Raw genomic sequence first — 22,477 nt, 5'->3', positions numbered from 1 at the left:
CTACGAGCACCCCGCGGATCGGGCCGCGATGGCGGCCCTGCGGTCCGCGTCTCGCACCGCCCACCGGAAGATCCTCAGCGACCGTCCACGGCGGCGGCCAGCCGGGTGACCAGCTCCTGCACGTGCGCCACCAGTTCGGGCGGTTCGTGCACCTCGAACGGGAACCCGAACAGCCCGACGTAGAGCAGCAGCTCGTCGAGCGAGTTCGATCCGGCGTGCAGCGTGCAGGAGCGCTCGTCGACCGCTTCGAGCACGCCGACGGTCGGCGCGATCCGGTCCGCGGCCACCTCGACCGGCACCTGCAGGGTGAACCGCGCGCGGTGGCGGTACGCCCGGGTGGTGATCCCGCCGGCCACGAACGACGGCAGGTCGTCGGGCAGGGCGCGCGGGGTGAAGCGGGGCCCGGTGGGGACGCGGGGGTGCAGCCGGTCGACCCGGAAGGTCCGCCAGTCGTCCCGGTCGAGGTCCCAGGCCACCAGGTACCACCGCCGCCCGGTGTGCACCAGCCGGTGCGGTTCGGTCCGCCGGATGGTCGCGGTGCCGTCGTGACCGGCGTAGTCGAACCGCAACTGTTCGGTGGCCCGGCAGGCCGCGGCCACCGCCACCAGCACGTCCGGCGCCACCGAGGGGCCGCCGCCGGGAAGGCTCACCGTGACCGCGTTCAGGGTGCCGACCCGGTGCCGGAGCCGGGCGGGCAGCACCGCCTCCAGCTTGGCCAGCGCCCGCACCGAGGACTCCTCGGTGCCGGTCACCCCACCGGTCGCCGCGGCGCGCAAGCCGACCGCCACCGCGATGGCCTCGTCGTCGTCGAGCAGCAGCGGGGGCAGCCGGGCGCCGGCGCCGAGCCGGTAGCCGGCAGTCCCCGCCGTGGCGTGCACCGGGTAGCCCAGGGTGCGCAGCCGGTCGACGTCGCGGCGGACCGTCCGCACGTCCACCTCCAGGCGGTCGGCCAGCTCACCACCGGACCAGGTGCGCTGGGTCTGCAGCAACGACAGCAGGCGCAGCAGCCGCGCCGAGCTCTCCGCCATGTCGGCGATTCTGACATCCGGCTAGGACAGAAACTGTCCTAACCGGCTCCTACTGTCATCGGTATGACCGACACCGAGGACCTGCACCCGTTCCGCGTCGACATCCCGCAGGCCGAGCTCGACGACCTGGCCGCCCGGCTCGACGCCACCCGCTGGCCCGCCCCGCTGCCCGGCGACGGCTGGGACACCGGGGTCCCCACGACCTGGCTGCGCGGCATGGTCGAGCACTGGCGGCACGGCTACGACTGGCGGGCGGCCGAGCGCGCGCTCAACGCGGTCCCGCAGTTCACCACCGAGATCGACGGCCAGCGCATCCACTTCCTGCACGCCCGCTCGGCGCACCCGGACGCGCTCCCGCTGGTGCTCACCCACGGCTGGCCCGGCTCGGTGGTCGAGTTCCTCGACCTGGTCGGCCCGCTGACCGACCCGGTCGCGCACGGCGGCGCCGCGTCCGACGCGTTTCACGTGGTCATCCCGTCGCTGCCCGGCTTCGGCTTCTCCGGTCCGGTGTCCGACGGCGGCTGGACGACCGAGCGGATCGCCCGGGCCTGGGCCGAGCTGATGAGCCGGCTCGGCTACCAGCGGTTCGGCGCCCAGGGCGGCGACGTGGGGGCGGGGGTCTCCACGGAGCTGGGACGCGTGGTCCCGGACCGGGTGGTCGCCGTGCACGTCAACGGCGGGACCGGGCTGCCGCCGATGCCGCAGTCGGACGAGGAGCGCGCGGCGCTGACCGAACTGGAGCGCGACCGGGTGGGCCGGATCGAGGCGTTCATGCAGGAGGAGTTCGGCTACATCGCGGTCCAGTCGACCCGCCCGCAGACCCTCGCCTACGGGCTGGTCGACTCCCCGGTCGGGCAGCTCGCCTGGATCATGGACAAGTTCCGGGAGTGGACCCACCCGCGGTCCACGCTCCCGGAGGAGATCGTCGACCGGGACCGGCTGCTCACCGACGTGATGCTCTACTGGCTGACCGGCACGGCGGGCTCGGCGGCCTACGTCGGCTACGCGCAGCCGCAGTCCTGGGAGCCGGCGGTGAATTCCGGCGTCCCCACCGGGGTGATCGTGTTCGCCCACGACGTCGGCATCCGGCGGTACGCGGAGCTGGACAACACCATCGTGCGGTGGACCGACGTCGACCACGGCGGCCACTTCGCCGCGCTGGAGGAGCCGGAGCTGCTGCTCGCCGACGTCCGCGAGTTCTTCCGCGGGTACCGCTGACCGGGCGCGGTTCACCACGCCCGGCTCCGGTTCGACCCGCGCGGCGAACGGGCCGCATCGATAGATGCAGAACGCATCGGACAGCGGCCCACCGAGGTGATCTCCGCCGAATGGGTTTCCGCAGGTCGAGATTGGTGCGCCCGAAGGGATTCGAACCCCTAACCTTCTGATCCGTAGTCAGATGCTCTATCCGTTGAGCTACGGGCGCGTGATCTTCAGTTATCCGGTGGCCAGCTTAGCCGACCACCGGCGCGGAGGCTCCGGGATTTGAACCCGGGATGGGGGGTTACCCCAAACCGCATTAGCAGTGCGGCGCCATAGACCAGACTAGGCGAAGCCTCCCGGGGCCTCTCGGCCCTCCAACGCTCACCAGGGTACACAGCGCGTTCAAGCGGGATCACGGGGGTCCGGGGTTCGCAGCGCGAGGAACGGGGCCAGGGCGGACGGGTCCAGGAGGGCGCCGCGGCTGACGGCCCGGTCGGGGTCGGCGCCCGCCAGGATCTTCTTGACCGGTACCTCGCACTTCTTGCCGTTCAGGGTCCGGGGGACGGCGTCGATGAGGACGAAGCGGTCGGGGACGTGGCGGGGCGACAGCTCGGTGCGCAGGGCACGGCGCAGCCGCGGCTCCACCTCCTCGAGCGACGCCCCCTCGGCCAGGACGAGGAAGCACAGCAGGGCGCCCTCGTCGCGGGCGCCGAGCTCGGTGGTGTCGATCACCAGGGAGTCCAGGACCTCGTCGAAGCCCTCGGTGACGGCGTAGAAGTCGGCGGTGCCCATGCGGACGCCGCCGCGGTTGAGGGTGGAGTCGCTGCGGCCGTAGATGACGTAGGAGCCGCGGGGGGTGCGGCGCACCCAGTCGCCGTGGCGCCACACGCCCGGGTAGTCCTCGAAGTAGGCGGCGCGCAGGCGGCTGCCGTCGGGGTCGTCCCAGAACGCCACCGGCATCGACGGCATCGGCTGGGTGATCACCAACTCGCCCACCTCGTCGACGACCTCCTCGCCCGCATCGTCGTAGGCCACCACGGCGGCGCCCAGCGCCGCGCAGGACAGCTCGCCCAGCCACACCGGGACGGTCGGGGCGGCGGCGACGAAGGCCGCGCAGACGTCGGTGCCGCCCGACACCGAGCAGATCTGCACGTGCCCGCCGACGGCGTCGCCGATCCAGCGGAAGCCCTCGACCGACAGGGGGGCGCCGGTGGAGCCGATGGCGCGCAGGGCGGAGAGGTCGACGTCGTCGCGGGGGCGCAGGCCGGCCTTGAGGCAGGACTGGACGTAGGGCGCGGAGACCCCGAAGTAGGTGATCCGGTGCTCCTCGGCGAGCCGCCAGAGCGCGCCGAGGTCGGGGTGGCCGGGGCTACCGTCGAACAGCACGATCGTGGCGCCCACCAGCAGGCCGGCGATGAGGAAGTTCCACATCATCCAGCCGGTGGTGGTGAACCAGAAGAACCGCTCCCCCGGCCCGAGCTCCATCTGCAGGCGCAGCGCCTTGAGGTGCTCCAGGACGATGCCGCCGTGGCCGTGCACGATGCCCTTGGGCAGGCCGGTGGTGCCCGACGAGTAGAGCACCCACAGGGGGTGGTCGAAGGGCACCGGCTCGAACTCCAGCGGGCCCGGGGCCGCGGTGAGCTCGGCCCACGCCACGGTGTCGTCCAGGGTGGCCGCGTCGTCCAGGTACGGCAGCAGGACGGTGGCGCGCAGCGTGGGCATCTTCGCCCGCAGCGCGTCGACGGTGGGGCGGATGTCGAACGCCCTGCCGCCGTAGCGGTAGCCGTCGACGGCGAGCAGCACCACCGGTTCGACCTGGGCGAAGCGGTCGTGCACGGCGCGGGCCCCGAAGTCCGGCGAGCACGACGACCAGATCGCGCCGAGGCTGGCCGCGGCCAGGAACAGCACCAGCGTCTCGACGCAGTTCGGGGCCAGCGCGACGACCCGGTCGCCGCGCCCGACGCCCAGCCCGACGAGCCCGGCGCGGGCCCGGCCCACCTGCTCGCGCAGCTCGGCGTGGGTGACCCGGCGCTGCCGGCCGTCCTCCCGGGCGAACACGACGGCGAGGTCGTCGTCGGCGCGGCCCGGGCCGGGGGTGAGCGCGTGCTCGGCGTAGTTCAGGGTGCCGCCGGGGAACCACTCGGCGCCCGGCATGGCCCGCGAACCGAGGACGGCGCTCGGCCGGTCGTGCCAGCGCACGCCCAGGAACTCGGCCGCTGCCGACCAGAAGCCCTCCAGGTCGGTGACCGACCACTCGTGCAGCGCGGCGTAGTCGGGCAGGTCGACGCCGCGGGTCCGCCGGACGTGGGCCGCGAACTCGGTGATCGGACCGGCGTGCCCGGGTTCCGGAGCCCACAGGACGTCGGGGGTCTCGGCGGTCGTCATGCCGGTCAGCATGCATCAGTCGGGCGGCTCGCAGACAGTGTCCGCGAGCCACATCCCACCCGCGGGCGGTGTGCTCAGCGCAGGTGCGAGTCGAACCAGTTGAGCGTGCGCTGCCAGGCGTCGGCGGCGTGGGCGGGGTCGTCGTCGAAGCGGTGCCCGGTGCGCGGGTAGACCACGACCTGCGTGGCCACCTCGGAGGCCTGCGCGGCCTTGCGCAGCCGGTCGATGTCGCCCTCCTCGGCGGGGCCGTCGGGTTCGCCGTAGAGGCCCAGCCACGGGCAGGTGAGTCCGGGGGCCACCCCGATCAGCGAGTCGAGCCGCCCGGAGGGCGTGTGCACGCCGCCGCCCCCGACGGTCACGGCCGCGCCCAGGGTGCGCTCGGCGGCGACCATGACGGCCACCGAGCCGCCCAGGTCGAAGCCGATGACGCCCATCCGGTCGGCGGTGACGTCGTGGTCGGCGAGCCAGCCGAACGCGGTGTCGGTGTCGGCCAGCACCTGCTGGCCGTCGAGCCGGTCGACGTGCTCGCGGACGTTCGCGTCGTCGGCGCCGTCGAGCTCGTCGGCGCCGTCGCGGTGGTAGAGGTGCGGTGCGACGGCCAGCCAGCCGTCCCCGGCGAGACCCGATACCAGCCCGCGCACGGAGTCGGTGACGCCCCGTGCCTCGTGCAGTACGACGATCCCCCCGCGGATAGAGCTGACCGGCTCCGCAACGGTGAGTCGGAGCACGCTGCCGTCGACGAGCGGGACGGCCTCGGTGCGGATCTCGGTCATGACCACAGAGTCGCACGGACCCGAGGCCCGGTCGGCGCCGGGCAGCTACCGTTCAGCCCATGACCTCCATCCGCGCCGACCTGGACAGCCTTCCGGCCTACGTGCCGGGCCGCACCATCCCGGGGGCGATCAAACTCGCCAGCAACGAGGTGTCCCTGCCGCCGTCCCGGGCGGTGCTGGAGGCGATCGCCGAGGCCGCCGCGGGCGGCAACCGCTACCCCGATCTCGCCGTCACCGGGCTCACCGGGCGCCTCGCCGAGACGCTCGGCGTGGCGCCGGAGCGGATCGCGGTGGGCTGCGGGTCGGTGAGCCTGTGCCAGCAGCTGGTCCAGGCGACCTGCCGGGAGCCCTCCGACGAGGTGGTCTTCGCCTGGCGCTCGTTCGAGGCCTACCCGATCGTCACCCAGATCGGCGGGGCCACCGCCGTCACCGTCGGGCTCGACGACGGGTTCCGCCACGACCTGGACGCGATGGCCGCCGCGGTCACCCCGCGCACCCGGCTGGTGTTCGTGTGCAGCCCGAACAACCCGACCGGCACCGCCGTCACCGGCGACGAGCTGGAGCGGTTCCTGGCCGCGGTCGGCCCCGAGGTCGTGGTCGCCCTCGACGAGGCCTACCACGAGTACGTCACCGACCCCCACGTCGTCGACGGGCTCACCCTGCTCGACCGGCACCCCAACCTGGTGGTGCTGCGCACCTTCTCCAAGGCCTACCGGCTGGCCGCGCTGCGGGTCGGCTACGCGGTCGGCGCCGTCGAGGTGATCACCGCGCTGCGCAAGGTGTGCTCGCCGTTCAGCGTCAGCTCGGTGGCCCAGGCCGGCGCGATCGCCGCGCTGGCCGACGCGGACAACCTGCTGGCCTCCTGCGCCGAGGTGGTCGAGGAGCGGGTGCGGGTGCGCGACGCGCTGGTCGGGGCCGGGTTCGTGGTGCCGCCGACGCAGGCCAACTTCGTCTGGTTGGCGCTGGGCGAGCGGGCCGGCGAGTTCGCCGCGCACTGCCTCGACCACAAGGTCGTCGTCCGGCCCTTCCCGGCCGACGGGGTGCGGGTCACGGTAGCCTCGCGCGCCGAGAACGACACGTTCCTGGCCGCCGCGCTCGCGTTCTCCGCCACCGGCTGAACCCTCGCCCGAGCAACCTGACCGCAGGTGTCAGGTAATCGGGCGCACGCTCGGCGCCATGGTCGATCCCACCGGCGTCCCCAGCGACACCACCCACCCGCCCGACGCCGATCCGCGCCCGCTGCTGCACCGCGCCGCCGACCAGGTGGTGGCGCTGCTCGCCGCGCTCGCCCCGGACGACCTGCACCGCCCCACCCCGTGCCACGGCCTCGACGTGCGCGCGCTGGGCGGGCACGTCCTCGGGGCGCTGCGCGGCGCCGCACTGGTGGCCACCGGCCGGCCCGTCCCGGCGCGGCCGGTGCTCGTGCTGGGCGCGGTGCCGGTGCTGGCCGCGCGCGCCCGCGCCGACCGCGACCGCCTGGTCGCCGCGTGGTCCGACGACGCCGTGCTGGTCCGACGGCTGCACTCGCCGCTCGGGACGGTCAGCGGGCGGGAGGCCGCCGTCGTCCACGCCCTCGAGCTCGTCGTGCACGCCTGGGACCTCGCCACCGCCGTCGGGCGGGCCGAGGAGCTCGACGCGGCACCGGCCGCCGCGCTCGTACCGGCCGCGGTCGAGTTCGTGCCGGCCCGACCGCGGGGCGGGCGCGTCCCGTACGGGCCGGTGGTGCCCGTCCCGCCCGACGCCTGCCCGTACGAGCGGCTGGCCGGCTGGCTCGGCCGCGACCCGGCGTGGTCGCCGTGGGTCCCGGCCACCCCGCCGCCGACCGGCTGACCGGCGCTTTCCCCCGACACGACTGGCAGGCTGCCCCGATGCGCTCGCAACGACTGCTGTCGCTGCTGCTGATCCTGCAGACCCGGGCCCGGGCCACCGCCCCGGAGCTGGCCCGCGAGCTGGAGATCTCCGTCCGCACGGTCTACCGCGACGTCGCCGCGCTGTCCGCGGCCGGCGTCCCCGTCTACACCGAGCAGGGCCACAACGGCGGCATCCGGCTGCTGCCCGGCTACCGCACCGACATCACCGGGCTGACCGCCGCCGAGTCGCGCGCACTCGTCGCGCTGACCGGGCGCGCCATCCCCGACGACCTCGGCCTGGGCACGGCCCTGAGCAGCGCCGTGCACAAGCTGATCGCCGCCGTCCCGGCCTCGCACCGCGCCGACGCGCAGCGCGCCCGGCAGCGGGTCCTGGTCGACCACACCGGCTGGTACCGCTCCGCCCCGCCCACCCCGCTGCTCGGCGCGGTGCAGGAGGCGGTGTGGGCCGACCGGCGATTACGGGTGGGCTACCGCCACGGCGACGGCCGCACGGCCGAGTACCTGCTCGACCCGTACGGCCTGGTCGTCAAGGCCGGGGTCTGGTACCTGGTCGCCGCGCACCGGGGGGTCGCGCGGCTGCACCGGGTCGACCGGATCGGCTCCGCGGTCGCGCTGGACGAGCGGGCGGTCCGCCCGGACGACGTCGACCTGGCCACGGTCTGGACCGGCCTGCGCGACCGCTTCGAGGCCCACGCCGCCGTCCGGGTGCGGCTGCGGGTGAGCGCGGACGAGGTCGACCTGGTGGTGCGGATGACCGACGGCCGCCGGGTGGGCGACCCGGTCGTGGTGGAGCCGGGGGCGGACGGGCGGGCCGGCGTCGAGGTGGCCTTCCCGTCCGGCGAGCTGGCCCGGATCACCCTGCTGGGGCTGGGCCGGGCGGTGGAGATCGTCGAGCCGGTCGAGCTGCGCGACGAGGTGCTCGACGCCGCCCGCGAGCTGGTGGCGGCCTACGGCGGCTGACCGCCGCGGCCGATCCGACTGCCCTGCCGCCTGCCCTCGGGTTCAGGAAGGTGGCCTTCCTGAACCTGCCGGAGCGCCGCGAGGGGGCGGCGGGGTCCGGCGGGTGGGTCAGGAGGGGAGGCCGTCGAGGACGGCGCGGGTGCCGGACAGGCCCAGCCGGGTGGCGCCGGCGCGGATCATCGCCACCGCCGCGTCGGCCGTGCGGATGCCGCCGCTGGCCTTGACCCCGAGCCGCCCGCCGACCGCCTCGGCCATCAGCCGGACGGCGTGCTCGCTCGCCCCGCCGCCGGGGTGGAAGCCGGTGGAGGTCTTGACGAAGTCGGCGCCCGCCTGCTCGGCGGCACGGCAGCTGCCGACGATCTCCTCGTCGGTCAGGGCCGCGCTCTCGATGATCACCTTGAGCAGGGCGGGGGCGGGCACGGCGGCGCGCACGGCGGCGATCTGGGCGGCCACCGCGGCCCACTCGCCCGCCTTGACCAGGCCGAGGTCGACGACCATGTCGACCTCGTCGGCGCCGTGCTCGACCGAGGCCGCGGCCTCGGCGGCCTTGACCGCGTCGTGGTGGGCGCCGGAGGGGAAGCCGCACACGGTGGCCACCTTGACCGCCGGGGACAGCACGCCCGGCGGGATCGGCAGCCGGGACGGCGACACGCACACCGAGAACGCGCCGAGGTCGCCTGCCTCGGCGCAGAGGGCGGCGACGTCGGCGGCGGTGGCCTCGGGCTTGAGCAGGGTGTGGTCGACGAGGCGGGCGACGGTCTCCCGGGTGATCGAGCTGGCGGTCACGGAACTGCCTCCTGTCGGATGGGGACACCGCAGTCCCTACACGCGAACACCGGGCCGCGCCATCGGCGCGGCCCGGTGCCGGTCGTGGGTGGGCGGGTCGGGGCAGTCAGTGGCGCACGCCGCGACGGCCCCAGATCCCGGCCACGACGGCCACGCCGATCGCGGCGACCACGACCTGCAGGATCAGCTCGATCCAGTCGATGCCCGAGGTCTGCGCGACGCCGAACAACCGGGCCAGTCCGGTCCCGATGAAGGCGGCGACGATGCCGACCACGATGGTCAGCCAGATCGGGATGTTCTGCTTGCCGGGCACGACGAGCCGGCCCAGGGCTCCGATGATGGCTCCGACGACGATGGCGGTGATGATCCCGGTAACGGTCATGGCGACTCCCCTGGAGGTCGGCGGGCGGCACCCCGCGCCGCCCGTCCGGTTCCGTGGTAGCACTCACCGACCGGCGATGCACGGCCCTGGGGGCGCGGCCACCCGAACGGTCACCGGGACGACGCGCGCCGTTCAGGCCTCCAGCACGTAGCCCTCGCCGCGCACCGTGCGGATGCGCTCCGGGCCGATCTTGCGCCGCAGGTAGGAGATGTAGACCTGGACGAGGTTGGCCGAGGCAGGCTCGGACCAGACCTCGCGGGCGAGCCGGTCGGGCGCCACGACCTCGCCCGGCGCCCCCAGCAGCGCCATGAGCAGCGCGTACTCCGTGGGCGATAGCGACACCGACTGCCCGTCGACGGTGACCTCGCCGAACTCGGTGTCGACGGCGAGCTCGCCCTGGCGCAGGACGGTGCTCTCGATGACCGGCCCCAGCCGCAGCCGCAACCGGATGCGGGCGGCCAGCTCGTCGACGGCGAAGGGCCGCAGCAGGTAGTCGTCGCGGTCGCCGCGCAGCTGGACCAGCAGCCCGGCCCGGCGCTCGCGCGGGGTGATGGCGATGACCGTCACGTTGGGCGCCTCGGACTGCACCGCGGCGATGACGCCGGCCTGGTCGGGGCCGGGCAGCTCGACGTCGAGGACGAGGAGCGCGGGGTCGCGGGCGCGCACGACGTCGAGGACGCCGATGCCGTCGGTGACGGGGCTGACGTTCACCCCCTCGGCACGGAGGCTGCGCAGCACGGAGGCCGACGCGGCCGTCGGGGGCAGCGCCAGCACGACATGGTCGTTCGGGGGCACGAACACACGCGACGGCCCCAGCGCCGTCGAGTACGGGGACGCACCCCCCGGGGGAGCAGCGGGGAGCATCGCCGCGATTGTGGCGTACATCGAGCGCGATAACAATCGCCTAACAGGAGCGCGTCCACCCGTACGGTGTCCGCCGTCCGAGTGGGACCGCTCGTCGCGAGCTGAGAAGTTTGTTGCGCCGATCGGGCTAGTTCGAGGGGCATTGGTCCGATTTGCCTGCGATCCGGCGCGTCCGATCGACCTGTGGGCGCGTTCGCGCAACCTCACCTCTCAGGTTGGGTGATCACCTGTGGTCACCCTCCCTATGGTTCCTCCCCATGCGCCGGAATCACTCCGATGCGGGTGGTCGCACGGAGTCATCGACCGAGCTGATCGCACGAATCACCGCAGAGCGGCAGAGCCGCACGTCCAGGTCGAGCGGTCGGCACAGTGCCGACCCCGCAGGCACCGCTGCGGCCCCACGGTCCACCGAGCGCACCTCGCGGCACAAGGTCGAGCGGCCCTCGCGGCACGCTCCCGAGCAGTCGAGTGAGAAGACCTCGCGCCACCACGTCGCCGGCGTCGGCGCCACCGCCGCCATCCCGGCCGCCGCCGCGCGCCCCGCCCTCGACACCGCCGCGATCCCGCGGGTCGCCCCGCGGCCGGTCGTCCCGGCCGGCCGGGACGTCGACGCGACCGCGGTCCGCCGCCTCCCCCACCGCCCCGCGGACGTCGAGGCCACCGCCGTGCGCGGCGCGGTCACCACCGCCGACCCGGCGGGCACCTCGGTCATCGCCCCCGTCCTCGACCGCGACCAGGTCACCGAGGAGATCTCCCCGCACCCGATCGGCCTCGACACCGACGAGGACACCGAGGACGCCGAGATCGAGCAGGACCGCGTCGACACCGACGAGGTCGCCGACGACGCGCAGGACGAGGTCGGCGCCCGGCGCCGCCGCCGGCAGGCCAAGTCGATCGGCCGCCGGCTGGCCCCGCTCGCCGTCGGCGCCGCGGTGATGCTGGTGGCCACGTCCGTGGCCACGTTCATCCAGCCCCCCGACGAGGACCAGGTCGCCGCGCCGGACCTGAGCAGCCAGTTCGTCAACGCTCCCCCGGTCGAGCCGGACGTCGTGGCCGACATCCCGCCCGCGCCCGTCCCGCAGGTGCCCGCGCCCGAGGTCCCGGCGGTGACGCCGGTCGAGGAGGCCGCGCCCGAGGCGCCCCCGGAGCCCGTCAAGCCTGCCCGCAACGAGGGCACCACCGCCGCGAACAAGTTCGGGTGGAAGCTCGTCGAGCGCGACGAGTTCGACAACGGACTCGGCGACGGGTGGGCGAACGCCTACGACGGCGAGGGCCACAACGGCAACGGCCGCCGCGTCCCGGAGAAGGTCACCGTCGAGAACGGCAACCTCGTGATCCGCGGCGACGAGGACGGCGACACCGGCGGCATCGCCTGGGACGAGGGCCAGGAGTTCGGCCGCTGGGAGCTGCGCGCCAAGTTCCCGAAGGGCGACAAGCAGTACCACCCGGTGCTGCTGCTGTGGCCCAGCGCCGAGAACTGGCCGGTCGGTGGCGAGGTCGACTTCGCCGAGACCAACAGCGACGCCGACGACGTGATGTTCTTCCTGCACTACGGCGAGGACAACAGCCAGGTCTTCGACCGCAAGCAGATCGACATCACGCAGTGGCACAACTACGCGGTCGAGTGGGTCGACGGCCGGATCACCGGCTACATCGACGGTGAGAAGTGGTTCGAGAGCACCGACGACGACCAGATGCCGCCCGGCGACATGCACCTGACAGTCCAGCTGGACTACTTCCCCGACGAAGGCGACCCGGAGCCCTCCGAGATGCTGGTCGACTTCGTCCGGATCTACGAGTAGCAGCGAAGTACCACTCCCACCCCACCCCCGTCCCGCCCGGCGCCCCCCCCCGGGCGGGACGGCCCGTTTTCCGGTGTCGAGGCGTCGGGGGCGTCCGGCAGGATCGCCGCGTGGACGTCACCGGGTACCTCGACGAGCTGCAGCGCCAGGGCCGGGCGCTGGCGGCCGCGGCCGCGGCCGCCGGGGTCGACGCGCCGGTGCCGACGTGCCCGGGGTGGACGGTCCGCGACCTGCTGGCCCACACCGGCGGGGTGCACGCCTGGGCGGTGCCGTTCGTGCGCGCCGACCCCGCCGCCGATCCCGACGTCGCGGAGGACGACCTGGCCCGCCCCGAAGGCGACCCGCTCGCCTGGTACCGGGAGCGCAACGCCGAGCTGGTGGCGGCGCTGCGGGCCGCGCCGCCCGACCTGCCCACCGGGGCGTTCCTGCCCGCCCCGTCGCCGCTGGCGTTCTGGGCACGCAGGCAGGCCCACGAGGCCGCCGTGCACCGCGCCGATGCGGACGCCGCCGCGGGCACCCCCGACCCGGCCGCGGGGCACCCGACGGAGTTCGCCGTGGACGGGATCGACGAGCTGCTCATGGGGTTCCTGTCGCGACCCGGTCGCCTGCGCAGCGACGCTGCCTACCGGTTCGTCGTGGCCCCGGACGACGCCCCCGCGCGCTGGCTGGTCGAGGTGGGGCCGGACGGCGCGACGATCGAGCGCGGCACCGGGCCCGCGGACGCGACGCTGCGCGGGTCGGCCGGACTGCTGTACCTGCACCTGTGGAACCGGGTGCCCGCCGTCCCGGTCGAGGGCGACGCCGCCGTGGCCGCCCGCTGGCGCGAGCTCGCCCGCGTCACCTGGGAGTGACCACGGTCGGGAGCAGCCCGTCGACCAGTCGGTCGACGACCTCGTCGGTCGGCGTGCCCGCGTCGATGGAGGTGGTCAGCCGGTCGAGGAGCAGCCCGTCGATCGCGTAGTGGAACAGCGCTATCTCGGCGGGGCCGCCGGGCAGGCCGGCCGAGCGGTTGAACTCGACGTCGCCCGCGAAGCCGGCGCGCAGCCACTCGCCGACGGTCTCGCGCAGCTCGGGGCGGCGGGCGGCCTCCAGGCGCAGCTCGAACAGGGCGAGCGTGACGTCCCGCTCGGCGGTGAGCCGGGTGACGATGTCGCGGACGTAGTCGGCGAAGAGCTCCCGCGACGGCGGGCGCGCGGCCAGCCCGGCGTGCACGTCCGGGTCGGGGGCGAGGCGTTCGCCGATGCGCGTGAACAGCCCGCCGATCAGCGCCTGCCTGCTGCGGAAGTAGTTGGAGGTCGTCCCGGCGGGCACGCCGGCCTCGGTGTCGACGGCGCGGTGGGTGAGGCCGCGCGCGCCGTCGCGGGCCAGCACGGCCAGCCCGGCGTCGGCCAGCTCCCGGCGGCGTCCCTCGTTGCGGACCATGCGCACAGGCTAGCGCAAACCACTATGCCTGTTGTACTTTCTCTCAACCACTACAGGCACTGTGATTGGAGACCCCGTGCGAGAGCTCACCTACTTCGTGGCCGTCAGCCTCGACGGCTTCATCGCCGCCCCCGACGACACCTTCGACGCCTTCCCGGTGCAGGGCGACCACATCGACTGGATCTTCCGCGAGTGGGTCGACACGCTGCCGACCCCGGGGCTGGAGATGGTCGGGCTCAAGGCCGACAACAGCCGGTTCGACACCGTGCTGATGGGCTGGAAGACCTACGCGGCAGGCGGGGTCCCCAACCCGTACCAGCACCTGCGCCAGTACGTGTTCTCCCGCCGGGAGCGCGAGGTCCCCGACGACATCCACCTCACCGACCGCGACCCCGTCGAGGTGGTCCGCGAGCTGAAGGCCGAGCCCGACGGCAGCGGCATCTGGCTGTGCGGCGGCGGGCAGCTGGCCGGCACCCTGGTCGAGGAGATCGACCGGTTCGTGTTCAAGGTCAACCCGCTGCTGCTCGGGGCCGGCATCCCGCTGTTCGCCGACCGCGCCTACGACCCGCGCGCCCTCACCCGGGTGGCGAGCCTGCCCTTCGAGTCGGGCGTCGTGGTGAACGAGTACGTGCGCGGCTGAGCGCGGCGTCAGACCTTGCCGAACCGGCGGGCCAGCAGCGGGCCGATCTCCGGGTCGCGCCCGCGGAACGCCCGGTAGGCCTCCAGCGGGTCGACCGCCCCGCCCACCGCCAGCAGGCCCCGGCGGAACCGCTCGCCGACGGCCCGGTCGAGGCCACCGTTCTCGGCGAACCACTCCACCGTGTCGGCGTCGAGCACCTCGCTCCAGATGTAGGAGTAGTACGCCGCGCTGTAGCCACCGCCGAACACGTGGTTGAAGTAGGTGGTGCGGTAGCGCGGCGGGGCGCTGGGCACCGCGAGCCCCGCCGCCTCGATCGCGGCGGCCTCGAAGGCCGGCACGTCGTCCGGGACCGCGTCGGGCGCGAGCCGGTGCCAGGCCTGGTCGAGCTGGGTCGCGGCCAGGTACTCGGTGCTGGCGAAGCCCTCGCCGTAGGACCGCGACTCGGCCAACCGGGCCACCAGCGCCGGGTCGAGCGGCTCGCCGGTCGCGTGGTGGCGGGCGTAGCCGGGCAGGATCTCGGGGTGGTCGAGCCACATCTCGTTGACCTGCGAGGGGTACTCGACGAAGTCCCGCGGCACGGACGTGCCGGAGAACGTCGGGTAGCGCACGTCGGAGAACAGCCCGTGCAGCGCGTGGCCGAACTCGTGGAACGCCGTGCGCACGTTGTCCAGGGTGAGCAGCGTCGGCTCGCCATCGGCGGGCTTGGCGATGTTGAGCGTGTTCAGCACCACCGGCCTCGTGCCCAGCAGGTGCGACTGCGACACGAAGGAGTTCATCCAGGCCCCGCCGCGCTTGGAGTCGCGGGCGTAGGGGTCGAACACGAACAGCCCGAGCTGCCCGTCGGAGTCGTGGACGTCGAAGACGCGCACGTCGGGGTGGTGCAGCGGCAGGTCGGTGCGCTCGGCGAAGCGCAGCCCGTAGAGCAGCGCGGCGGCCCGGAAGACGCCGTCGTGCAGCACCCGGTCGAGCTCGAAGTACGGGCGCAGGGCCTCGCCGTCGAGGTCGTAGCGCTCGCGGCGCACCCGCTCGGCGTAGAAGGCGCGGTCCCACGGCTCGATCGGGTGACCGGCCACGGCGGCCAGCTCCTCGGCCTCGGCGCGGACGTTGGCCGCGGCCACCGGGGCGAGCTGGTCGAGCATCGCGTCCATCGCCTCGACGGTGCCCGCGGTGCCCGGCTCGACCGACCACGACGCGTGGTGCGGGTGGCCCAGCAGGCGGGCGCGCTCGGCACGCAGCCCGACCATCCGCCGGACGATCTCCCGGGTGTCGTGGGGGCCGCCGCGGGAGCCCCGGGAGACCGACGCGGTGTGCACCCGCTGACGCAGGGCCCGATCGGTCAGCGAGGCCAGCGCGGGCTGGCCGGTGGGCAGCACCATCGTGATCAGGTAGCCGTCCAGGCCGCGGGCCCTTGCCGCCTGCTCCGCGGCCGAGATCGCGTCCGGGGACAGCCCGTCGAGCTCGTCGACGTCGGTGACGTGCACCGCCGAGTCGTTGGCCTCGGCCAGCAGCAGGCTGCCGAACTCGGTGGACAGCGCGGACAGCTCGGCGTTCAGCTCGCGCAGCCGGGACTGCTCGGCGGGGCCGAGCCGGGCCCCGGCGCGCACGGCGTCGCGGTGGTAGCGCTCCAGCAGCCGGTGCGACTCGGGGTCGAGGCCGAGGTCCTCGCGGGCGTCGAACAGCGCCTCGATCCGGGCGAACAGCGCCGGGTCGAGGGTGATGGCGTCGTGATGGGCGGCCAGCCGCGGCGCGACCGCGGCCTCGATCTCCCGGATGCCCGCGGTGCTGCACGAGCTCACCAGCGTGAAGAACACCGCCGACACCCGCTGCAGGGTCCGTCCGGAGCGCTCCAGCGCGACGATCGTGTTCTCGAAGGTCGCCGGGGCGGGGTCGGCGGTGACCGCCGCGACCTCGGCCCGCTGCTCGGCCATGCCGGCCTCGAACGCCTCGGCGAAGTGCTCCTCGCGGATCGCGGTGAAGTCGGGGTAGCCGAACGGCAGCGGACTGGGGGCGAGGAACGGGTTCGCGCTCACCGCCCGAGCATAGGTCGCGCCCCTTGACCTGCACCCGGGTCGAGGTCGAAGACTGGTCCCCATGACGCTCGACCCGACGATCGACGCCGACGCCTACCTGGCGCGGATCGGCGCCGACCGCCCGCGTGGCACCACCCGCGCCGACCTGGCCGCCCTGCACGCCGCGCACCCGCGGGCCGTGCCGTTCGAGGACTACGACATCCACCTCGGCGTGCCGCTCTCGCTCGACCCCGACCGGCTCTTCGACAAGATCGTCACCCGTCGTCGGGGCGGCTTCTGCTACGAGCTGAACGGGCTGTTCGCCATCCTCCTGCGCGAGCTCGGGTTCGACGTCACGCTGTGCTCGGCGTTCGAGGTCGGGCCGGACGGCGGGCGCGGCCCCGACTTCGAGCACCTGCGGCTGCTGGTGCGCACCGACGACGGGCCGTTCCTGGCCGACGTCGGCAACGGGGCCTCCTGGACCGAGCCGGTGCCGCTGGAGCCCGGCACGCACGGAGGCACGCAGGTGCACCGCGACGGCGAGCTGTGGTGGGCGTTCCGGCGCACCCACGAGGGGCACTGGGAGCGCGAGTGGGGCTGGACGCTGCGCCCCCGCGAGCTGGCCGAGTTCCTGCCGCGCTGCCGCTACCAGGAGAACGACCCGCGGTCGCACTTCGTGAACCGCAGGCTGGCCGCGCTGGCCACCGCGAACGGCCGGATCTCGGTGGTGAACGGGGTGCTCAAGCAGACCGAGGGCGACCGGCAGACCGAGCGCACCCTCGACCCCGAGGAGGAGCGCGCCGTGCTCGCCGACCGCTTCGGCATCGACCTCGGCGGTCGGGAGTGGAAGACCGGCTCGTAGCCACGATCCCCGCTCACGACATGAGCTGGGCCGCGCGCTCCCCGATCGCGACGGCGGTGGCGGCGGTGCCGCGGCGCGGCACGGTCGGCAGCACGGACGTGTCGACCACCCGCAGGCCGCTGTGGCCGAGCACGCGCAGCTCCGGGTCGAGCACCCGCCCCATCGCGGCGCTGCCGCTCAGGTGCACGGCGGTGGTCAGGTTCGCGGCGATCCAGCCGTCCAGCGCGCGGTCGGTGCCGAGCACGTCGCCGCCCGGTGCGACCCGCGCGCCCAACCCGGCGCGCAGCAGCTCGGCCGCCGTGCGGATGACGTGGCGCAGCCGGCGGCGGTCGTACTCGGTGCGCAGGTAGCCGTACCGGATCAGCGGGCGCTCCCGCGGGTCCGGCGAGACCGGCGCGATCGTGCCGCGGCTGTCCGGGGCCTGCAGCGCGCACATCAGGTGCAGCGGGCCGCCGGCCACGAACGGCCGGACGAACAGCAGGACCTCGCCGTCGCCCGCCGGGTCGGCGCCGCAGTCCAGGTCCAGGCCCACCTGGCTGCCCGGCGCGTGCGGGTGCGCGGGCGGGTCGGCGTCGACGAACGGCAGGTACACGGCCGGGTGGTCGGACCAGTCGCGGCCGACCGGGAGGTCCAGCCGGACCCGGATGCCGGCGGCGCGCAGCGCGTCGGCGGGGCCGATACCGGAGAGCTGCAGCAGCTGCGCGGAGCCGACGGCCCCCGCGGCCAGCACGACCTCACCGGCCTCCAGCGTGCTGCCGTCGAGCAGCTCGACGCCGCGGGCGCGGTCGCCGTCGAAGAGGACCCGGGCGACGGGCGAATCCCCGCGCACGGTCACGCCCGCAGCGGCGCGCAGGTAGGCGGTGGCCGGGTCGACCCGCACACCGTCGACGGCGTTGCACGGGACCAGGCCCGCCCCCGGCGGCCCCCCGGCGTTCTTGTCCGGCTCGGCGGGGAACCCCAGCGCGGCCGCCGCCCGCAGGAACCGCTCGGTCGCCGGGTGCAGCAGCGCCCCACCGGCCCGCCGCACCGGCACCGGCCCCGAGTCCCCGTGCCCCCACTCCCCCGCCCCGCCCCGACCCCACTCCCCTCCGCCGCCCCGCCCCGCCGCACCCCTCGCCCCCGTGTCAGGAAAGCCACCATCAGGACGCCGGACGTCCTGATGGTGGCTTTCCTGACGTCCGGCGGGGAGGAGCGGAGGGGTGGGAGGGTGGGCGGGAGGGTGGTCGAGGTCGGTCTCGGCGCGGCGGTAGGCGGCCACCAGGTCGGGCCACGACCAGCCGGGTTGGGCCCAGTCGCGGGCGTCGGCGGGGGTGGCCCAGACCCAGTTGGCGCCGTTGGTCGCGCCGCAGCCGCCGAGGCCGCGACCGCGGGGCACCACGGCGCGCTGCCCGGGGCGCAGCTCGGCGGTGTAGGCCCAGTTCCGCGGGTGCCCGGGACGGGTGGCGGCCAGCGAGGCGGCGTCGCGCAGGTCGGGGGGCACGTCGGCGGGGCCCGCCTCGAGCAGCAGCACCCGCCCGGGCAGCCGCCCGGCCAGCGCGCAGCCGGCCGAGCCCGCGCCGACGACGAGGGTGTCGTAGTCGGCGCGGCGGTCCACGTGGGGGAGGATGGCAGCCGATGGACGATCTCGCGCAGGATCTGGCCGACTTCATCGCCGACGCCCCCACCCCGTACCACGCGGTGGCCGAGGCGGTCCGCAGGTTGGGCGCGGCGGGCTTCACCGAGCAGTCGGAGTCCGAGCCGTGGGCCGACGGGCCGGGTGGGCGCTACCTGGTCCGCGACGGCACGTTCGCGGCCTGGTACGTGCCGGGCTCGGCGCGGCCGGGCACCCCGTTGCGGATCATGGCCGCGCACACCGACTCGCCGACCCTGCGGATCAAGCCGAACCCGGACGTCGGCGCGGCCGGCTGGCGGCAGGTCGCCGTGGAGGTCTACGGCGGCGCGCTGTGGAACTCCTGGCTCGACCGCGACCTGGGCGTGGCCGGGCGGTTGGCGCTCTACGACGGCAGCGTCGCGCTGGTCGACGTGGCCCGCCCGCTGCTGCGGGTGCCGCAGCTGGCCATCCACCTCGACCGGCAGGTCAACCAGGGGTTGAAGCTGGACCCCCAGCAGCACCTGCTGCCGATCTGGGGGCTGGGCGCCCCGGCCGATGGCGAGCTGATCGAGTTCCTGGCCGCGGAGGCGGGCGTCGACGCGGCCGAGGTGGCCGCGCACGACCTGGTCGTCTACGACCTCGCCCCACCCGCCCGGCTGGGTGAGCGGTTCGAGCTGCTGGCCGCGCCGCGGTTGGACAACCTGTCGTCGGTGCACGCCGGGCTGGGCGCGCTGGTGGCCGCGGCCGAGCGGGTCGGCGTCGACGACGGCGCCGACGTCATCCCGGTGCTGGTCGGCTTCGACCACGAGGAGATCGGCAGCGGCTCGGCCACCGGCGCCTCCGGTCCGCTGCTGGAGAACGTGCTGACCAAACTGGCCGGGGGCCACGACGCCAGATCGGCCGCGTTCGCCCGCTCGCGCTGCCTGTCGGTGGACGTGACGCACGCCGCGCACCCGAACTACCTGCACCTGCACGAGCCGACCCACCGCACGCTGCCCAACCGCGGCCCGGCGCTGAAGGTCAACGCGAACCAGCGCTACGCCACCGACGCGCCCGGGGCCGCCGCGTGGCATCGGGCCTGCCGCGACGCCGGCGTGCCGACCCAGGTGTTCGTGGGCCGCAACACCGTCCCGTGCGGCTCCACCGTGGGTCCGCTGCTGGCCACGCGGCTGGGCATCCGCACCGTCGACGTGGGGATCCCGGTGCTGAGCATGCACTCCGCGCGGGAGCTGTGCGGCGTCGACGACCCGGCGCACCTGGCCGCCGCGGCCACCGCGTTCCTCACCGATCCGATCTGACCGACCGGATCGATCACAGACCGATCACAGCGCGTCCCGGCGCTGCGGGTGTTCGGAACGGCCCGATTCACCTACCGTGGTCGGCGTGCACCCGGATCGCGCGCACGCCGAGCCGCCCGAGAGGCGAGCCACGGTCACCGACGACGAGGTGTGGCGCCCGGGCCGGCGCGACGTCTACTGGTTCGTCGGCGGCCCGCTCGACGGCCGCGTGCAGACCCGCCCGGCCGCCGAACCCGTGCCGTCGATCATCCGGTACGTGCACCTGCACGAGGGGCCGAAGATCGTGCACTACTACGACCTGACCGAGGTCGCCGGGCACGGCGGGGAGTACCGGCTGCGCGCAGGCTGACCGCTCGGCTCGCGCATCCGGCCGCGCGGTGTTGTCCTGGAGGGGCGACATCGCGGGAGGTGGCCGGTGGATTCTGCGGCGCGGTACGGGGCCGAGGGGTTCCGGGACGACCGGGACGACCAGGACGACGACGGCCTGTTCGGGCCCGACTCGGTCACCTGGCGGGTGCACCTGGAACCGGTGATGTGGGTGGGCGGGCTGCGCGCGCTGCTGCTGCAGTCGCTGCACCCGCGGGTGATGCGGGGCACCTACCAGAACTCGGCGCTGTTCGACCCGGCGAAGGCGTGGGCGCGGTTCCAGCGCACCGTCGAGTTCGTCGGCACCCGGACGTTCGGCAGCACGGCCGAGGTCGAGACGGCGGCGGCGCGCGTGCGCGGGCTGCACCGGCGCCTGCGCGGCCACGACCCGGACACCGGGGAGTCGTTCCGGCTGGACGAGCCCGAGCACCTGCGGTGGGTGCACAGCACCGAGGTCGACTCCTACGCGCAGGTGGCGCTGCGCGCCGGCCTCCTCGACGGCGCGGGCGCCGACCGCTACCTGGCCGAGAGCCTGCGGGCGGCGCGGGTGATCGGCCTGGACGACGCGCCGACCTCCCGCGCGGAGATGGCCGCCTACATGCAGCGGATGCGCCCGCGGCTGGCGCTGACCGACGAGGCCCGGCTGGCCGTGGGCAACCTGTTCGCCCCGAAGGGCCACGCCCCGACCCTGGTCAAGCTGGCGATCCCGACGGTGGCCCTGGTCTCGCTGGGCACGCTGCCGCGGTGGGCGCGCCGGATGTACGGGCTGCCCGGCCTGCCGACGACCGACCTCGGGGTGACGGCGACGCTGCGCGCGCTGCGCAGCGCGACCGACGTCCTGCCCGACGTCCCGGCGCCGCCGGGCATCGAACGCGCCCGGCGGCTGGTCCGGTCCGCCGACGATGTATCAGGACCGCGTTCCGCCCCTCGTATTGGTGGTGGCTAGCGAGCCCGGGGGCCTCGCTACCCGCCGCCCGGCACGTCACCGCCGGGCAGCGGAGCCGAGCCGGGCGTGGGGGCGCTCGGCCGGCTCCGCAGCAAGCGCGGCAGCACGGCCGCGACCAGCAGGCCCAGCACGGCCAGCGCCACCACCTCCCCCACCACCCAGGCCGCGTAGATCGCGAACGACACCAGGTCGGTTCCCAGCCCGGCCACCGACGTCACGGTGGCCCGGGAGCGGCTGGCGATCCGGTCCTGCAGGCGGGCGTCGCAGACCACGACGATCGCCCGGTAGATGCCGTAGAACAGGGCCACCGCGGCCACCCCGGCCGGGTGCGCGAGCAGGCCCGCCCCGCCGAGCAGCAGCATCGCCGCGGCGAGCAGCGCGCCGATCGCGCCCGCGCCGAGGCGGTTGACCAGCCCGGCCAGCGCCGCGCCGAGCACGCCGGCCAGCACGATCGGCAGGTCGACGATCGGCACCCAGGCCACCGGCACCCCCCAGGACGCCACGGCCAGCGGGAAGTACTCCTCGACGGCGTCGAAGGCGGCGACGGCCATCACGGCCACCAGCACGGCGCGCACCCCGGGGCGGGCGGCGGCCTCGCGGAGGCCGACCCGCAGGGTGGCGAGGTAGCCGAGGTCGTCCCCCTCGTCGTCGTCCGCATCGTCCTCGCCGACGCGGGGCGCCTCGGGGATCCGGGCGGCCAGCACCGCCGCGGCCAGCGCCACGCCGACGCTCACCCAGCCCGCGAGCGCGTAGCCGCCCAGGGAGAACAGGACGGTGCCCGCCGCGGCGGCCGGCAGCTGGGAGGTCAGCTCGGCCGCGCTCACCCGGCCGTTGACGACGGCGTAGTGCTCCTTCGCGCCCGCGGCGACGAGGCCGTCGTAGAGGAGGGCCTCCTGCGCTCCGGAGGCGAGCGACGAGCCGATCCCCCACAGCACGAAGCCGACCGCGAAGCCGGCGAACTCGGGCAGCAGGACCCAGGCCGCGAAACCGACGGCGCGGACCAGGTCGCCCGCGACCAGGCAGCCGCGTCGGGAGAACCGGTCGGCGAGGACGCCCGAGGGCACCTCGAAGACCACGCCGACCGCCGACCAGAGCGCGAACAGCAGCGAGATCTGCAGGTCCGACAGCCCGCTGTCGACGAAGAGCAGCGCGTACAGCGGGTAGATCGGCACGGAGTCGGCCAGCACCGCCCACCCGACCATGCGTCGGGCCAGCGGACGGGCCGGGGGCGGTAGGCGACGTCAACCAGGCATGCGCCGGACCCTAACGGAGCACCGGCCCACGCCCAA

General features: G+C 74.8%; 21 protein-coding genes and 2 tRNA genes. 11 read left to right on the top strand and 12 right to left on the bottom strand.

The window, feature by feature from the left end:
* Nucleotides 1–74: 74 nt before the first annotated feature.
* Nucleotides 75–1,028 (bottom strand): helix-turn-helix transcriptional regulator, encoded by a 954-nt coding sequence (locus KDL28_RS30855; protein ID WP_252444254.1) that lies wholly within the window; start codon nucleotides 1,026–1,028, stop codon nucleotides 75–77.
* A gap of 63 nt (nucleotides 1,029–1,091) precedes the next feature.
* On the opposite strand from KDL28_RS30855, the gene KDL28_RS30850 reads away from it, so the two are divergent.
* The gene (locus KDL28_RS30850; protein ID WP_252444253.1) at nucleotides 1,092–2,246 is read left to right on the top strand and encodes an epoxide hydrolase family protein; all 1,155 of its coding nucleotides are present in this window, start codon (nucleotides 1,092–1,094) and stop codon (nucleotides 2,244–2,246) included.
* Between the two features lie 132 nt (nucleotides 2,247–2,378).
* Here KDL28_RS30850 and KDL28_RS30845 read toward each other — a convergent pair.
* The 4 genes from KDL28_RS30845 to KDL28_RS30830 form a co-directional block, all read right to left on the bottom strand.
* Nucleotides 2,379–2,454 (bottom strand) — tRNA-Arg (locus KDL28_RS30845).
* A gap of 44 nt (nucleotides 2,455–2,498) precedes the next feature.
* Nucleotides 2,499–2,588, bottom strand: a tRNA-Ser gene (locus KDL28_RS30840).
* Between the two features lie 45 nt (nucleotides 2,589–2,633).
* Nucleotides 2,634–4,616, bottom strand: coding sequence for an acetoacetate--CoA ligase (locus KDL28_RS30835; protein WP_252444252.1), 1,983 nt, complete (start codon nucleotides 4,614–4,616; stop codon nucleotides 2,634–2,636).
* 74 nt (nucleotides 4,617–4,690) lie between these two features.
* A complete protein-coding gene (locus KDL28_RS30830) occupies nucleotides 4,691–5,389 on the bottom strand; it encodes a dienelactone hydrolase family protein (protein WP_252444251.1) in 699 nt (232 codons plus the stop codon).
* Between the two features lie 59 nt (nucleotides 5,390–5,448).
* Here KDL28_RS30830 and hisC point away from each other — a divergent pair, with 59 nt between their 5' ends.
* From hisC to KDL28_RS30815, 3 genes are read left to right on the top strand one after another with little or no spacing between them, the layout of a single operon-like run.
* Nucleotides 5,449–6,507 carry a histidinol-phosphate transaminase gene (gene hisC, locus KDL28_RS30825; protein ID WP_252444250.1) on the top strand — a complete coding sequence of 353 codons (1,059 nt, stop codon included), beginning with the start codon at nucleotides 5,449–5,451 and terminating at the stop codon, nucleotides 6,505–6,507.
* A 58-nt stretch (nucleotides 6,508–6,565) separates the two neighbouring features.
* Nucleotides 6,566–7,219 carry a TIGR03086 family metal-binding protein gene (locus KDL28_RS30820; protein ID WP_252444249.1) on the top strand — a complete coding sequence of 218 codons (654 nt, stop codon included), beginning with the start codon at nucleotides 6,566–6,568 and terminating at the stop codon, nucleotides 7,217–7,219.
* A gap of 38 nt (nucleotides 7,220–7,257) precedes the next feature.
* Nucleotides 7,258–8,220 (top strand): helix-turn-helix transcriptional regulator, encoded by a 963-nt coding sequence (locus KDL28_RS30815; protein WP_252444248.1) that lies wholly within the window; start codon nucleotides 7,258–7,260, stop codon nucleotides 8,218–8,220.
* A 108-nt stretch (nucleotides 8,221–8,328) separates the two neighbouring features.
* On the opposite strand, the gene deoC is transcribed toward KDL28_RS30815, so the two are convergent.
* The 3 genes from deoC to KDL28_RS30800 all read right to left on the bottom strand — a co-directional run bounded on the left by deoC (nucleotide 8,329) and on the right by KDL28_RS30800 (nucleotide 10,183).
* Nucleotides 8,329–9,006: a deoxyribose-phosphate aldolase gene (gene deoC / locus KDL28_RS30810; RefSeq protein ID WP_252444247.1), complete on the bottom strand. Its 678-nt coding sequence runs from the start codon at nucleotides 9,004–9,006 to the stop codon at nucleotides 8,329–8,331.
* A gap of 106 nt (nucleotides 9,007–9,112) precedes the next feature.
* Complete coding sequence (locus tag KDL28_RS30805) at nucleotides 9,113–9,388, bottom strand: GlsB/YeaQ/YmgE family stress response membrane protein (RefSeq protein ID WP_252444246.1); 276 nt, start codon at nucleotides 9,386–9,388, stop codon at nucleotides 9,113–9,115.
* 132 nt (nucleotides 9,389–9,520) lie between these two features.
* Complete coding sequence (locus KDL28_RS30800) at nucleotides 9,521–10,183, bottom strand: response regulator transcription factor (protein WP_252444245.1); 663 nt, start codon at nucleotides 10,181–10,183, stop codon at nucleotides 9,521–9,523.
* 326 nt (nucleotides 10,184–10,509) lie between these two features.
* Between KDL28_RS30800 and KDL28_RS30795 the strand changes: the two genes are divergently transcribed.
* Together KDL28_RS30795 and KDL28_RS30790 are read left to right on the top strand one after the other, a co-directional pair.
* Complete coding sequence (locus tag KDL28_RS30795) at nucleotides 10,510–12,054, top strand: family 16 glycosylhydrolase (protein ID WP_252444244.1); 1,545 nt, start codon at nucleotides 10,510–10,512, stop codon at nucleotides 12,052–12,054.
* 110 nt (nucleotides 12,055–12,164) lie between these two features.
* Nucleotides 12,165–12,905 (top strand): maleylpyruvate isomerase family mycothiol-dependent enzyme, encoded by a 741-nt coding sequence (locus KDL28_RS30790; protein WP_252444243.1) that lies wholly within the window; start codon nucleotides 12,165–12,167, stop codon nucleotides 12,903–12,905.
* On the opposite strand, the gene KDL28_RS30785 is transcribed toward KDL28_RS30790, so the two are convergent.
* Nucleotides 12,892–13,476, bottom strand: coding sequence for a TetR/AcrR family transcriptional regulator (locus KDL28_RS30785; RefSeq protein ID WP_252444242.1), 585 nt, complete (start codon nucleotides 13,474–13,476; stop codon nucleotides 12,892–12,894). The two genes, KDL28_RS30790 and KDL28_RS30785, sit on opposite strands and share 14 nt — an antisense overlap.
* 76 nt (nucleotides 13,477–13,552) lie before the next feature.
* Between KDL28_RS30785 and KDL28_RS30780 the strand changes: the two genes are divergently transcribed.
* On the top strand, nucleotides 13,553–14,116 hold the full coding sequence (locus KDL28_RS30780; protein WP_252444241.1) for a dihydrofolate reductase family protein: 564 nt from the start codon (nucleotides 13,553–13,555) through the stop codon (nucleotides 14,114–14,116).
* Between the two features lie 8 nt (nucleotides 14,117–14,124).
* On the opposite strand, the gene KDL28_RS30775 is transcribed toward KDL28_RS30780, so the two are convergent.
* The gene (locus KDL28_RS30775; protein ID WP_252444240.1) at nucleotides 14,125–16,209 is read right to left on the bottom strand and encodes a M3 family metallopeptidase; all 2,085 of its coding nucleotides are present in this window, start codon (nucleotides 16,207–16,209) and stop codon (nucleotides 14,125–14,127) included.
* Here KDL28_RS30775 and KDL28_RS30770 point away from each other — a divergent pair.
* A complete protein-coding gene (locus tag KDL28_RS30770; protein ID WP_252444239.1) occupies nucleotides 16,208–16,987 on the top strand; it encodes an arylamine N-acetyltransferase family protein in 780 nt (259 codons plus the stop codon). The genes KDL28_RS30775 and KDL28_RS30770 overlap by 2 nt on opposite strands.
* A 13-nt stretch (nucleotides 16,988–17,000) precedes the next feature.
* Here the strand turns inward: KDL28_RS30770 and KDL28_RS41760 are convergent, their stop codons facing one another.
* On the bottom strand, nucleotides 17,001–18,581 hold the full coding sequence (locus tag KDL28_RS41760) for a GMC family oxidoreductase (protein WP_252444238.1): 1,581 nt from the start codon (nucleotides 18,579–18,581) through the stop codon (nucleotides 17,001–17,003).
* 20 nt (nucleotides 18,582–18,601) lie between these two features.
* Here KDL28_RS41760 and KDL28_RS30760 point away from each other — a divergent pair, with 20 nt between their 5' ends.
* The 3 genes from KDL28_RS30760 to KDL28_RS30750 all read left to right on the top strand — a co-directional run bounded on the left by KDL28_RS30760 (nucleotide 18,602) and on the right by KDL28_RS30750 (nucleotide 21,188).
* The gene (locus KDL28_RS30760) at nucleotides 18,602–19,876 is read left to right on the top strand and encodes a M18 family aminopeptidase (RefSeq protein WP_252444237.1); all 1,275 of its coding nucleotides are present in this window, start codon (nucleotides 18,602–18,604) and stop codon (nucleotides 19,874–19,876) included.
* Nucleotides 19,877–19,961: 85 nt separating this feature from the next.
* Nucleotides 19,962–20,225 (top strand): DUF8847 domain-containing protein, encoded by a 264-nt coding sequence (locus KDL28_RS30755; protein ID WP_256503087.1) that lies wholly within the window; start codon nucleotides 19,962–19,964, stop codon nucleotides 20,223–20,225.
* Nucleotides 20,226–20,291: 66 nt separating this feature from the next.
* Nucleotides 20,292–21,188, top strand: coding sequence for an oxygenase MpaB family protein (locus KDL28_RS30750; RefSeq protein ID WP_252444236.1), 897 nt, complete (start codon nucleotides 20,292–20,294; stop codon nucleotides 21,186–21,188).
* Between the two features lie 17 nt (nucleotides 21,189–21,205).
* Here the strand turns inward: KDL28_RS30750 and KDL28_RS30745 are convergent, their stop codons facing one another.
* Nucleotides 21,206–22,390 carry an MFS transporter gene (locus KDL28_RS30745; protein WP_252444235.1) on the bottom strand — a complete coding sequence of 395 codons (1,185 nt, stop codon included), beginning with the start codon at nucleotides 22,388–22,390 and terminating at the stop codon, nucleotides 21,206–21,208.
* Nucleotides 22,391–22,477: the final 87 nt, after the last annotated feature.

The sequence above is a fragment of the Pseudonocardia humida genome (genome assembly GCF_023898865.1).
In the GTDB taxonomy this organism is placed as follows: domain Bacteria; phylum Actinomycetota; class Actinomycetes; order Mycobacteriales; family Pseudonocardiaceae; genus Pseudonocardia; species Pseudonocardia humida.
This window is presented reverse-complemented; position numbering and strand designations above follow the sequence as displayed.

Excerpts from the sequence above, each read along its gene's own strand:
- KDL28_RS30785 (WP_252444242.1), bottom strand. The coding sequence starts at position 13,476 with ATGGTCCGCAACGAGGGACGCCGCCGGGAGCTGGCCGACGCCGGGCTG.
- KDL28_RS30770 (WP_252444239.1), top strand. The coding sequence starts at position 16,208 with ATGACGCTCGACCCGACGATCGACGCCGACGCCTACCTGGCGCGGATC.
- KDL28_RS30775 (WP_252444240.1), bottom strand. The coding sequence starts at position 16,209 with ATGGGGACCAGTCTTCGACCTCGACCCGGGTGCAGGTCAAGGGGCGCG.
- KDL28_RS30760 (WP_252444237.1), top strand. The coding sequence starts at position 18,602 with ATGGACGATCTCGCGCAGGATCTGGCCGACTTCATCGCCGACGCCCCC.
- KDL28_RS30745 (WP_252444235.1), bottom strand. The coding sequence starts at position 22,390 with ATGGTCGGGTGGGCGGTGCTGGCCGACTCCGTGCCGATCTACCCGCTG.
- KDL28_RS30820 (WP_252444249.1), top strand. The coding sequence starts at position 6,566 with ATGGTCGATCCCACCGGCGTCCCCAGCGACACCACCCACCCGCCCGAC.
- hisC (WP_252444250.1), top strand. The coding sequence starts at position 5,449 with ATGACCTCCATCCGCGCCGACCTGGACAGCCTTCCGGCCTACGTGCCG.
- KDL28_RS30850 (WP_252444253.1), top strand. The coding sequence starts at position 1,092 with ATGACCGACACCGAGGACCTGCACCCGTTCCGCGTCGACATCCCGCAG.
- KDL28_RS30835 (WP_252444252.1), bottom strand. The coding sequence starts at position 4,616 with ATGACGACCGCCGAGACCCCCGACGTCCTGTGGGCTCCGGAACCCGGG.
- KDL28_RS30830 (WP_252444251.1), bottom strand. The coding sequence starts at position 5,389 with ATGACCGAGATCCGCACCGAGGCCGTCCCGCTCGTCGACGGCAGCGTG.
- KDL28_RS30815 (WP_252444248.1), top strand. The coding sequence starts at position 7,258 with ATGCGCTCGCAACGACTGCTGTCGCTGCTGCTGATCCTGCAGACCCGG.
- KDL28_RS30805 (WP_252444246.1), bottom strand. The coding sequence starts at position 9,388 with ATGACCGTTACCGGGATCATCACCGCCATCGTCGTCGGAGCCATCATC.
- KDL28_RS30855 (WP_252444254.1), bottom strand. The coding sequence starts at position 1,028 with ATGGCGGAGAGCTCGGCGCGGCTGCTGCGCCTGCTGTCGTTGCTGCAG.
- KDL28_RS30795 (WP_252444244.1), top strand. The coding sequence starts at position 10,510 with ATGCGCCGGAATCACTCCGATGCGGGTGGTCGCACGGAGTCATCGACC.